The organism is Bradyrhizobium sp. MI1.7, from assembly GCF_055811795.1.
Genome location: NZ_JBVVPO010000008.1, coordinates 117,837 through 129,645, shown reverse-complemented (window position 1 = coordinate 129,645; position 11,809 = coordinate 117,837). Strand labels below are relative to the sequence as shown.

General features: G+C 66.2%; 7 protein-coding genes. 2 read left to right on the top strand and 5 right to left on the bottom strand.

Annotated elements, in window-relative coordinates; translation table 11 throughout:
• Positions 1-36 precede the first annotated feature (36 nt).
• Complete coding sequence (locus tag AC0L3X_RS11090; RefSeq protein WP_063981589.1) at positions 37-1,338, bottom strand: MFS transporter; 1,302 nt, start codon at positions 1,336-1,338, stop codon at positions 37-39.
• Positions 1,339-1,568: 230 nt separating this feature from the next.
• Entirely contained in the window at positions 1,569-3,998 is a 2,430-nt protein-coding gene (locus AC0L3X_RS11085; RefSeq protein ID WP_063981588.1) for a bifunctional diguanylate cyclase/phosphodiesterase, read from the bottom strand.
• Positions 3,999-4,285: 287 nt separating this feature from the next.
• Here AC0L3X_RS11085 and AC0L3X_RS11080 point away from each other — a divergent pair, with 287 nt between their 5' ends.
• Positions 4,286-5,452 (top strand): ABC transporter substrate-binding protein, encoded by a 1,167-nt coding sequence (locus tag AC0L3X_RS11080; RefSeq protein WP_063981587.1) that lies wholly within the window; start codon positions 4,286-4,288, stop codon positions 5,450-5,452.
• 213 nt (positions 5,453-5,665) lie between these two features.
• On the opposite strand, the gene AC0L3X_RS11075 is transcribed toward AC0L3X_RS11080, so the two are convergent.
• The 3 genes from AC0L3X_RS11075 to AC0L3X_RS11065 are packed head-to-tail and all read right to left on the bottom strand — an operon-like array spanning position 5,666 to position 9,563.
• Positions 5,666-6,643, bottom strand: a complete 978-nt coding sequence (locus tag AC0L3X_RS11075) for an NAD(P)-dependent oxidoreductase (RefSeq protein WP_063981586.1) — start codon at positions 6,641-6,643, stop codon at positions 5,666-5,668.
• 12 nt (positions 6,644-6,655) lie between these two features.
• Positions 6,656-8,530 carry a TRAP transporter large permease gene (locus AC0L3X_RS11070; protein ID WP_245328563.1) on the bottom strand — a complete coding sequence of 625 codons (1,875 nt, stop codon included), beginning with the start codon at positions 8,528-8,530 and terminating at the stop codon, positions 6,656-6,658.
• 1 nt (position 8,531) lies between these two features.
• Positions 8,532-9,563 carry a TRAP transporter substrate-binding protein gene (locus AC0L3X_RS11065; protein ID WP_028147675.1) on the bottom strand — a complete coding sequence of 344 codons (1,032 nt, stop codon included), beginning with the start codon at positions 9,561-9,563 and terminating at the stop codon, positions 8,532-8,534.
• Positions 9,564-9,991: 428 nt separating this feature from the next.
• Between AC0L3X_RS11065 and AC0L3X_RS11060 the strand changes: the two genes are divergently transcribed.
• Positions 9,992-11,482, top strand: a complete 1,491-nt coding sequence (locus tag AC0L3X_RS11060; RefSeq protein WP_063981585.1) for a caspase family protein — start codon at positions 9,992-9,994, stop codon at positions 11,480-11,482.
• Positions 11,483-11,809: the final 327 nt, after the last annotated feature.

The following is an 11,809-nucleotide window of genomic DNA, read 5'->3' as shown; positions in this document are numbered from 1 at the left end:
GCGAAAGCTGCGAAGGCAATCCGATGCATTCGGAACCTATTCGGCCGCGCTTGTGGGCTTGAGCTTGTGCAGCCGGCCGGCCACCGCCCGCACCTTGCGTGGAGCGGCCTGCCAGACCGCGAGCGCCGACAGTCCGCTCACGACCATGGCGATGGCGAAGGCGAGCGTGTAGTCGCCGGTGCGATCATAGAGGAAACCCGTGAGCCAGGGACCCGCCGCGCCGCCGGCCAGGGCCGCCAGCATGATCGTTCCAAAAATGCTGCCCTGGTGCCTGCCCTGGAAGATCTCGAACACCACCGCGCCCATGATCGAGGTGAGGCCGTAGCCGAGCGCGCCTTGCGCGAACACCATGACATAGACCAGCCACAGCGACGGCTGGAATTTCAGCGCCATCAGCGCCGCGAAGCAGATCGCAAAGCCGGCACAGCTGATCGCCCACACCCATTCCCGCCCGATCCGGTCGGAGACGTGGCCGAGCAGGATCTGGCCGGGAATGCCGAGCAGGCTGACGATGCCGAGCGCCCACACCGCGACACCCGGGCTGAAGCCGATGTCGAGCAGGAATTTGGTCTGGTGCACCTGCACCGCGTACCAGATGTACAGGCCGCTGAAATAGCCGAGCGCGATCCACCAGAAGCGTGCGGTCGCAACCGCCCGCTTGAGCGTCCAGTCGGTGCCGACCCAGACGGGATCGACGATGTTGGACACCGGTGTCGCCGCGCCCGCCGCCGGCGTGGCATCGCCGTCCGGCTGAAGGCCGATGTCTTCGGGCCGCTTGTGCAGGAACAGATTGATCGGCGCCAGCACGACGAGGATGAGCAGTCCCATCGCGGTACAGGCGGTGCGCCAGCCGGTCTCTTCGATCATGTGCTGCACCCAGGGCAGCAGCGTCACCGAGCCGATGCCGACGCCGGCAAAGGCGATCCCGATGGCGAAGCCACGCTTGCGGATGAACCAGTTCGGCAGGAACAGCGACTGGCCGGAATAGCCGAGACACACCGAGCCGGCGCCGACCATGACGCCGATGGTCACGTAGAGATGCCAGGGCGTGCTGGTGAGTGGCGCGAGCAGCAGCCCGCCGCCCATCAGCACAACACCGAGCTCCATCACCGCGCGCGGGCCGGCGCGATCCATCAGGCGGCCGATCAGCGGGCTGACGATGCCCGACACGACGAAGCCGAAGGAGAATGCGCCGGCAGTGACGCCGCGTTCCCAGCCGAATTCCGAGATGATGGGAGGAAAGAACAGCGAAAACGCGGTGCGCGCGTTGACGCCGATCGCCATGGTCACGAAGGTCACCGCGACCACGACCCAGCCGTAGAAGAACGGAAGCCGCATGTTGTGCTTATTTCATCCCTAGATGGTGCTACCGACCATCCAGGGCCGTCTGGGTCAAGCGATTTTCACGAATGTGTTTCTTGGCGGGTCGCAGAAGTTGCCACATCGTCATGGCCGGGCTTGTCCCGGCCATCCACGTCTTCGCTACGCGGAACAAAGAACGTGGATGCCCGGGACAAGCCCGGGCATGACGACCTCTCGTATATGTTCAAATGTTGCCAGGCCCGCGCTCAGGCCGCGTCGCGCTGCGAAGCCCGGACGGGCGCGTCGAACTCGATCTGGTCGACCGGCTGCGGGCGTCCGAACAGATAGCCTTGTGCAAAATTGACGCCGAGCGCGGTCAGCCGCTCGAACTCTTCGCGTGTCTCGACGCCTTCGGCGGTAACCGACATATCGAGGCCGCGTGCGAGCGTCACGATCGAGGCGATGATCGCGGAGCTGCGCGGCTGATGCGTGAGGTTGCGGATGAAGGACTTGTCGATCTTGATCTTGTCGAACGGGAACGTGGTCAGATAGCTGAGCGACGAATAGCCGGTGCCGAAATCGTCGAGCGCCAGCTCGATGCCGATGTGCTTCAGCCGCTCCATGAAGGCAAGGTTCTCGACGCCGCGTTCCAGCAGCACGGATTCGGTGATCTCGATCTCCAGCCGCTGCGGCGCAAGGCTGGAATCTGCCAACGCTGCGCAGATCGTCTCGAACAGCTCGGCTTCCTTGAACTGGATCGGTGACAGGTTCACCGCAACCATGAGATCGCATGGCCAGGCGGCGGCGTCCGCACAGGCGCGCCGCAGCACGAATTCGCCGAGCGGCACGATCAGCCCGGTTTCCTCGGCAAGCCCGATGAACTGGTCCGGCGGGATCAGGCCGCGGCTCGGATGCCGCCAGCGCACCAGCGCCTCGAAGCCGCGACGGCCACCGCTGGCGACGTCCATAAAGGGCTGATAGTGCACTTCGAGCTGGCACTGCGCGATGGCATCGCGCAAATCGCCTTCCAGCGTGTTGCGAGCCTCGAGCTCGGCCGACATCGCCTCGTCGTAGATGGTGAAGCAGTTGCGGCCGGCCGATTTCGAGCGGTAGAGCGCGAGGTCCGCCTTCTTCAGCAACTGCTCCTGGTCGCTGCCGTGGTCCGGTGCGATCGCGATGCCGATGCTGGTGCCGATCTCGACGCGATGGCCGGGCAGCAGGAACGGTTCGGCGACCAGCTTCGCGATCCGCGCGGCGAGTTCGGTCGCGCAAGTCCGCTGATCGTCGCAAGCCTCCTGGATGATGGCGAACTCGTCGCCGCCGAGCCGCGCCAGCACGTCGGTGGCGCGCAGCGCAGATCTCAGCCGCAGCGCCACCTGGCGCAGCAGCGCATCGCCCGCACCATGGCCGAGCGAGTCGTTGACGTTCTTGAAGCGGTCGAGATCGAGCATCAGGATCGCGAACGGCAGGCCCCGCACGCTCAACTGGCTGTTCATCATGTCGAGCCGGGTCAGGAAGAAGGCGCGGTTCGGCAGCCCGGTCAGGATATCGGTCTGGGCGAGCTCCAGCACCCGCCGGTTCGCCAGCGAGAGCCGCCGCGAGCTGCGGCTTGCGAGCATGAGATAGGTCGCGAGCGACAGCGTCAGCAGCATGCCGACGACGATGACGGCAACGGCGCGGTCGTAGGCCGTCTCCAGCGAACCTCCGGCCGTCGGCATGGCGCGCACCTGCCAGTCGGTATCGCCGATCTTGAGGCTGCCCGACCAGTGCAGCGCCCGGGCGACGTCCCGCATCGACTGCGGCGACGTGGCGGCCGACGCATAGTCCGGCAGGGTTTGTTCCAGGCTGACGATCTGCCCCGTGAAGGGTGGATAGACGTTCACGCTGACCGCGGGGCTTGCTCCCGTGGTCACGCGAATGGACTGGATCAGCAGCGGCAGGTCGAAGACGCCGACGACGAAGCCCGCCAGATTGCGGCGCCGGTCCGCCACCGCCTCGCGCGAGGTTCCCTTGGCGTAGACGGGAATGGCAACGAGCACGTCGGGCTGCCGGCCGCCCTCCTTCGGCTCGTAGAGGCGCGTGCGAATGGCGGCGACGCGATCGTTGTCGCGCGCGCGCTCGAGGGCTGCGCGGCGCTCCGGAACGGTCGCGTAATCCATGCCGTAGACCGACGACGTCTTCGGCTGGGTCGAGTAGAACACCGGGAAATATTCATCGGCTTGCGGCGCGGTCGCGAAGGTCTCGCCCTGGAGCGATTTGATGCGATAGCCGGACACGCCGTCCGTGGCCGCGGCGGCCTCGTATTCGGCGCGCTCTTTGCGGTTGACGCGCGGCAGCCAGGAGATGCGCAGCATGCCGGGATGACGTTCGAACAGCCGGGAGCTGAACGTCTCGAATTCGCTGCGGGTGATTTCCTCGTTGGTCGATTCGAACAGCGTACGCAGCGCGACGAGCCTGGAGATGTACTCGCTCATGCCGTTCTGCATGACGATGGCTTCGGTTTCGGCGGCGTTCTCGAACTCGATCTTGTTGACGCGGTTTTCCCATCGCGCCACGGCGGCGGCGCCCACGAGCGAGAACAGGAGACCGACGCCGACTGCGACGAGCGCAGGGCGATAGAGTCCGAGCAGCGGCGCGGCGCGCCACCATCCGGTCCTACGTTCCCGATCCTGATCGTTCTGACCCCGACCGCCCATCTTGATCCCGCAAGTCCCCCTCGGCGCGGCAACCCACTTCTGGTTGAGCTGCCGGAACTGCTATCGGACAAGGATCGGGGTTAAGAACCGCACAATTTCAGAACCGGGTCGTCGCAGATTGCGCGGCTTAGTTAACGATTGGCCTGCAAGCAGGGGCCATTGTGCGAGCATTTTGCCGCTTTTCCCCGGACTCTTACGGAGCACCGTTACATCGGGGGTTAGCGAGCTGTTCAGGGCGACGGGACTATCGTTTCCGACAGGTATTCCCTTATCCGGCAAACATCCTCATGACACGATCGCGATCAGCGGCCTGCGTCGCTCTGGCCGTCGCGCTACTCGCCGCGGCCAATCCTGCAGCGAAAGGCGACGAGGTCGGCGTCAGCGACGATGCGATTCTGTTCGGCCAGGCGGCCGCGCTCGAAGGCCCCTCCTCCGCGCTCGGACAGCGGATGCGGCAAGGCATCGTCGCGGCATTCACCGAGATCAACGAAAAGGGCGGCGTCCACGGCCGCAGGCTCCAGCTCATCAGCCGCGACGACGGCTACGATCCCGACCGCTCGGTGGCGCAGACGCTGCGGCTGATCGAGGACGACAAGGTGTTCGCGCTGATCGGCGCGGTGGGCACGCCGACCGCGATGGCGACGATACCGATCACCAGTACCAGGAACATTCCCTTCATCGGTCCGTTCAGCGGTGCCGAATTCCTGCGCGACCTCGAGCTTGCGAACGTCGTCAACATTCGCGCAAGCTATGGCGCTGAAGCGGAGGCCTGGGTCAAGCACCTCACCGAGGATCGCCACTTCACCCGCATCGGCATCTTCTACCAGGACGATTCCTTCGGCCGCGACGGTCTCGCCGGCGTAAAGCGCGCACTCGCCAGGCGCGGCCTCGAGCTCGCCGCCGAAGGCACCTTCGAGCGCAACACCCGCGCGGTCGGCGCGGCCTGGCGCATGATCAAGCGCGCCGAGCCCGAAGCCGTCGTCATGGTCGGGACCTACGGCCCTTGCGCGGAGTTCATTAAGCTCGCGCATCGCAGCGGCTTCCATCCGACCTTCGTCAACATCTCCTTCGTCGGCGCCAATGCGCTCGCCAGAGAGCTCGGCCCCGACGGCGAAGGCGTCATCGTCTCGCAGGTCGTGCCGTTTCCCTGGGATCGCTCGCAAAAGCTCGTCGCCGACTACCAGGCGGCGCAGAGGGCGTTCGACCCGACGCTGACACCGGACTTCGTGTCGCTCGAAGGCTATCTCTCCGGCCGCCTCGCGGCCGCGGCGCTGGAGAAGGCCGGGCCGCAGCCGACCCGCGCGAGCCTATTGCGCGCCATCAACGACGTCGGCCGCTTCGACATCAGCGGCAGCATCGTCACCGTCGGCGCGCGCATGACCGACGCGCCGCCGAAGGTGTTCTTGACCGTGATCCAGAAGGACGGGACGTTCAGGGCGGTGGATCGGCTTTAGGCTAACCCCGACTAGCGCCACGAAAAAGGTGCGCTCCCTCCCCCCTTGCGGGGGAGGGTTGGGGAGAGGGGTCGCCCAGGAAAAGGTGCTTGTTGCCGACGATGCACCGCTCGGTGCGCGACGGAAGGAATCCCCGTGCGGCACCCCTCTCCCTGCCCCTCCCCCGCAAGGGGGGAGGGAACGGAGAGAGCTGTGCTGTCGGCTAGAAAGTCATCAAGGCCGGCGCGTCCAGCACTCCGCGTTGACGGCGCCTTGCGGGACCTCGCCTTTGACGATCGCCTCGACCTGCCGCACCGTTTCAAGCGACTGGTATTCGATCGCCTGCGGCGTCAGCCCGCCGACATGTGGCGTGGCGATAGCGTTGGGAAGCCTCGCCAGCTCCGGGCTCGGCATCTGGTCGGGCGCGCGGCCGACATCCATCGCCGCGCCGGCGATGCGGTTTTCGCGCAGCGCGCGTGCCAGCGCAGCCTCGTCGACGAGATTGCCGCGCGAGAGATTGATGAACACAGCATCCTTTTGCATGCGCGCCAGCGCCGCCTCGCCGATCAAATTCTCGGTCTGCTCGTTGGCGATGGCGAGGCAGACGACATAGTCGGAAGCCCCAAGAAGCTCGTCGAGACTGACCTGCCGGATCGAACCGTCGCTGACATCAGCGAAGGGATCGGAGACCAGCACCTCCATGCGCATCACCTTGGCGATTTCGGCGAGATAGCGCCCGATGCTGCCATAGCCGATGATGCCGATCCGGCTGCCGGCGAGCTGGCGGCCCATCCGCGCCTCGACCCTGCGGCCGGCCTGGTAATCCGCCGTCGCCCGGGACACGCCGCGGGAGAGATCGACCATGTAGCCGATCGCAAGCTCGGCCACCGCCTGCACGAAGCCCGGACCGGCGCGGGTCACGAGCACGCCGGCGTTCGAGGCTGCATCGACGTCGACATTACGGATGTCGACGGCACAGCGGACGAAGGCACGCAGGCGCGGCAGTTGCGCAAAGATCTCGCCGCGCCCTTCCGTCATGCGATCGGCGACGATGATGTCGGCATCACCAGCCGCGCGCACGAGGGTAACCGCGTCCAGCGTGTCGTCGCTCTCGTGCAGGATCACCTCGGCGGCCGCGCGCAGGCCATTCAGGCTGCGGTCGCCGTAGTAATTGCGGCGCATCTCCGGCGTGTGAGCCAGCAAGACTTTCACGACAAGACTCCTTCAGTAGCCGAATGCCCGCGGCAGTGCGGTCGAGAGCCATGGCACGAAAGCGATGACGAGCAGGCAGAGGAACAACAGGCCGAGATAGCCCATGATCGGCTTCACCGTCTGCTCGATCGGCACGTTGCCGATCAGGCATGCGCCGTAGAGTCCGAGCCCGAGCGGCGGCGCGAACAGGCCGATGCCCATCGCGATGACCAGCACGACGCCGAAATGCAGGGGATCGACGCCGAGCTGCACGGCCACCGGCAGCAGCAGCGGCCCGAAGATGATGAGCGCGGCAGCGCCTTCCAGCACCGAGCCCATCACGATCAGCACGCCGATCGCGAGCAGGATGAACAGCCACGTCCCTGATGTCTTGGACAATCCCAACATGAAGTCGCCGACCGCGTGCGGCACCTGCTGCAGGGTCAGCGTGAACGCCAGCGACTGCGCGGCGGCGACGATGAACAGCACGAGCCCCGCACGCGTCGCGCCCTGCACGAAGCTGTGTGCGGCCGACTTAAAGGTGAGCTCGCGGAACACGACGCTGCCGACGACGAGCGCATAGGCCACGGCAAACGCGGAGATCTCCGTCGCCGTCGCAAAGCCGCTCTTGAAGCCGAAGAAGATCATGAAGATCAGGCCGAACGAGGCGATCGCGCCGCTCCAAAGGCCAGACACCGGCATCTGCGGCGCAACGTCCTCGGTATCCGCCGGCCGCTTGCCGAAGATGATGGACACCGCGATCAGGACCAGCGCCATCAGCGCCGCCGGCAGGAGGCCAGCGACGAACAGGCCGCCGATCGACAGGTTCGCGACGAAACCCAGGATGATCAAATTGATGCAGGGCGGAATGGTTTCCGCCATCACCGCGGATGCGGCAAGCAACGCCACCGCGCCGCCCGGATTCTGCTTCGAGCGGCGTGCGGCCGGGATCAGCACCGAGCCGACCGCGGCGACGTCGGCCATCTTCGAACCGGATATGCCTGAGAACAGCACCATCGACGCCACCATCACGACGTTGAGTCCGCCGCGCATACGGCCGACACCGCGTTGCAACAGCTCGATCAGGCGCACCGACATGCCGTTGGCTTCCATGAGGTAGCCGACGAGGATGAAGAAGGGGATCGCGAGCAGCACGAAATTGTCGATGCCGCGCGCCATCTGCTGGGCGAAGATCACGCCGGGCAGCGCGCCCTCGACCCAGATGAAGATCAGCGCGGCCAGCGCCAGCGCGAACCCGATCGGCAATCCGCCGAACAGGGTTGCGAAGAAGCCGATAAACATCAGCGTACCCGCTGACGGCACCGTGGACGGCGACAGATAATCCCAGGCGAGATAGAGGCCGCTGACGATGACGACCGCAACGAGGCCCCTGACGATGTCAGGCAGCGGCCGCGCGCAGAGCTGGTCGATCGCGAACACCGTCATGAACAGCGCGCCGATGCCCATCGGGTAGAAGGTCAGCTCCAGCGGCAGGCCGGACCCGGTGGTTTGGCCTGAAGTCAATGATCCCAGCTTGATCGCGTTGTAGGCGACATAGCCGGAGATCAGCACGACCAGAAGCGCGCTCGCGGCATCCACCAGCGTGCGCAGCCGCACCGGCAGCAGATCGCGGAAGAAGGACACGCCGACATTCTCGCCGCGCGCCAGCGCGCTCGCCGCGCCGAAGAAGGCCGAGCCGACCATCAGGCCGCGCGCGACGTCGTCGGACCATTCGACCGGCGCATTGAAGCAGAAGCGCAGCAGCACCGACGCGCAGACGACCACGAGATCGGCGGCCAGGAGGATGGCCGCAATCGCGTCGCTGAGGCGAAGCAGCAGCGTAATGCTCCCGTGGCGGCCGCCCGAGAGGGGCACGGCGGCTGTCAACGCCATCTCAGACTTGGTCATCTCAAGCTTGCGTCGCGCGGATGATGTCGATGACCGGCTTGGACTCCGGCCGCGCCTTGATGAAGTTCTCGTGCTGCGGCGCGACGCGCTTCTTGAAGGCTTCGCGGTCGCATTCGGCCACCGTCACGCCCTTCTCGGTCAAAGCCGTCAGCGCCTCCTTCTCGACCGCAAGCCCATGGGCGCGCGTATCGGCCGCGGCCTTCTTGGCGGCATCGAGGAAACCCTCGCGCAGCTTCGGATCCATGCGGTTGTAGGTCACGTCGCTGAAGTAGATCGCGAGCGGCGAGAAATTGTGCTGCGTCAGTGAGTAGAATTTTGCCGTTTCGAAGAACTTGCTGGCCAGAATCGTCGGCGGATCGTGCTCCAGCCCGTCGAGCACGCCGGCCTGGAGCGCCGTGTAGATCTCGCCGAAGGCCAGGGGCGTCGCGGCGGCGCCCATCAGGCGCAGGCATTCCGTGATCACCGGATTCGGCAGCGTCCTGATCTTGAGGCCGGCGAGATCCTCCGGCGTCTTCACCGGCTTCCTCGCGAGCACGCTGCGTGAGCCGAAATTATAGGCCCAGGCGATGATGCGGATGTTGCCACTCTTGAGCAGCGCGTCCTCGATCGGCTTGGCGGCGCCGGAATCGAACGCCTTGGTCTGCTGCGGGAAGCTCGAGAACAGAAAGCCGAGGTCGAAGGTGCCGACCAGCGGCACCAGGTTGGCCGAGATCGACGAGCCCGACACCATGAGGTCGATGACGCCGAGCTTCACCGAATTGATGACGTCGATCTCCTGCCCGAGCTGGTTGTCCGGGAAGAAGGCGACCTCGACCTGCTCGCCGAGCCCGTTGCCCTTCAGGTTCTTGACGAGGTTGTCATAGTAGACGCGGCCGTTGGCGTATTTCGGATCGTTCGGCAGCGAGGAGGAGCATTTCAGCTTCAGCGTCGCCGCTTCGGCGCGACCGATGATGGCAGGAGAGAGAACGAGGCCGGCGGTGACCGCCGTCGACGACTTGATGAACGTGCGACGGCTCACAGGCACGATGGTCATGGCGCGGTCTCTCCCCGAATATTCTTGCTTACGGCCGAGATCGCTGCCACGGCCTGTTGCGCGGACTGTATGGCCAAAGCGACGGGGCAGGCAAGGGTTGCAGCCGGCCGTCGCAAAGCGGCGGGTTGCGAACATCGACGGCATCGGCGCCGTCAAAACAACCATGTTTGTCCGGGATTCTCGATCGGATCGGCCTCGGGGCCGATGTGCGACAGGACGCTTCGCGCAGCAGCACGGATCAATCCAATTGGTGCATGGATCAATGCGCAATTCACATGGATGCCGCCCGAGCGATGCCCCGGCGGCTCCGGCAGACGCCCTGCCCCATTTTGCCGCAGCTTGCAGCGTGATCCAGTGCACAGACAGACGCGTGGCGGCGACCTAGGAATGATGACATCATCGCGCGCATTGCCGATGGAGGTGACACCATGCGCCGTCCGGTCCTTCGCAATTTGTTTCTTGCCTCCAGCCTTGTCGCGCTCACGCAGTTGATAACGCCGACTGACGCCGACGCCGAGGCGCGGCTCGCACTCGTGATCGGCCAATCGGCCTACCGGACCGTGCCGGAGCTGCCCAACGCAGCCAACGACGCCAGGGGCATGACGGAGCTGCTCGGCAATGCCGGCTTCACCGTCACCACGGCGGCCAATTTGGCGCAGAACGAGATGCGCGCTGCAATCTCCGATTTCGCCGGCAAGGTCAGCGCCAGCGGCGCAGACACCGTCGCACTGGTGTTCTATGCCGGCCACGGCCTCCAGATCGACGGCGAGAACTATCTGGTGCCGGTCGATCTCGATCCCAAGCGCGAGGCCGACATTCCACTCCAGGGCGTGCGGCTGAACGATCTGCTCAACACGCTCGGCGCGCTGCCGACGCGGGCACGCATCTTCATGTTAGATGCATGCCGCAACAATCCGTTCCCTGCGCTCAGCGGCGCTGGCCACGGGCTTGCGATCGTCGACACCAAAGCCGGCGCGCCCGGCTCCTTCATCTCCTATTCGACCTCGCCCGGCGCCGAAGCCGAGGACGGCTCCGGCGTCGACAGCCCCTACACCACGGCGGCGCTGACCGTTGCCAAGCAGCCCAATTTGCCGATCGAGGAAGTGTTCAAGCGCATCCGCATCGCCGTGGCGCAATCGACCGACGGGCGGCAGATCCCGTGGGAAAGCTCGTCGCTGACGACCGACTTCAAGTTCTTCGGCGGCGAAAGCAGCGGCGGACAGCCTGCTCTCCCGGGCGCATCCGCCATGGCACTCGCCAGCGGCACGCGCAGCGTCGCGGACTGGCGCAAGGATTTGCAGGGCAAGGAGCCGAAGGCTGCCTATGAGCTGGTGATCGCCGACGACACCGTCGAGGCGTATCAGGCCTATGTCGAGCTCTACGCACAGGCCTCCTACACGCCGCGTCTGCGCACGATCCTGGAGCGCCGGCGTCAGATGCTGGCCTGGGAGCGCGCCACCGCCATCAACACGCGCGCTTCGTTCGAGGCCTATCTGGCGAATTGGGACAACAGCGATCTCGCCGCAACTGCGCGCCGGCTGCTGCTCCGCGTGCAGAACCGCAACTATGCCTTGCCGGTCGCGGCCGCAGCGGCCCCTGCTCCGGTCGCGGTCGCAATGGCCCCGACCTGCCCGTGCTCGGCGCCGTCGACACCGGCAACGCCGGTCAATCCGGCGGTGGCGCCCGTCATCAAGAAACGCGTCGACGATACCCCGCCGAAGCGAAAGGTGGTCGAGACGCCGCCGAAGCCGCGCCGGCCGCCGCCCGACGAAGTGATCTACGAGCGCGCGCCACCCCCTGGCCCGCCACCTGAAGCCGTGGGCGTCGGAATTGGCGTCGGGATTGGTCTCGGCATGGGCATGGGCGGCCGTGGCGGAGGCGGCTACGGACGCGGCGACTACAACCGCGGCAGGTACTGAGCCCCAGTTCACCAAGCGAATGGATGTCCGCAGGCCCTGCCTGCGGACATTTCTGTTGATGGTGAGCGGCCAGCAACTCGCGTGCCCCGGGCGCAGCGCAGCGCTCCCGGCGATGCGACGCATCGTCCGGTGCGGTGCGCTGCAGAGCCGGGGCCCACGCGGCAGCAATCGGCGTAGCACGATGGGTCCCGGCTCTGCGGGGGGGGGCGGGCGGGGGGGGGGCGGGGGGGGCCCCCCCCGGGGGGGGGGGGGGGGTGGTGGGTGGGGGGGGGGGGGGCCCCCCGGTTGGGGGGGTGGAAAAGGGTGGCGCCCCCCCCCCCCCCCCCA

Bases quoted from the DNA above. Each gene is read 5' to 3' on its own strand.
- AC0L3X_RS11070 (WP_245328563.1), bottom strand. From the start codon at position 8,530: ATGACCAAGTCTGAGATGGCGTTGACAGCCGCCGTGCCCCTCTCGGGC.
- AC0L3X_RS11065 (WP_028147675.1), bottom strand. From the start codon at position 9,563: ATGACCATCGTGCCTGTGAGCCGTCGCACGTTCATCAAGTCGTCGACG.
- AC0L3X_RS11085 (WP_063981588.1), bottom strand. From the start codon at position 3,998: ATGGGCGGTCGGGGTCAGAACGATCAGGATCGGGAACGTAGGACCGGA.
- AC0L3X_RS11080 (WP_063981587.1), top strand. From the start codon at position 4,286: ATGACACGATCGCGATCAGCGGCCTGCGTCGCTCTGGCCGTCGCGCTA.
- AC0L3X_RS11060 (WP_063981585.1), top strand. From the start codon at position 9,992: ATGCGCCGTCCGGTCCTTCGCAATTTGTTTCTTGCCTCCAGCCTTGTC.
- AC0L3X_RS11090 (WP_063981589.1), bottom strand. From the start codon at position 1,338: ATGCGGCTTCCGTTCTTCTACGGCTGGGTCGTGGTCGCGGTGACCTTC.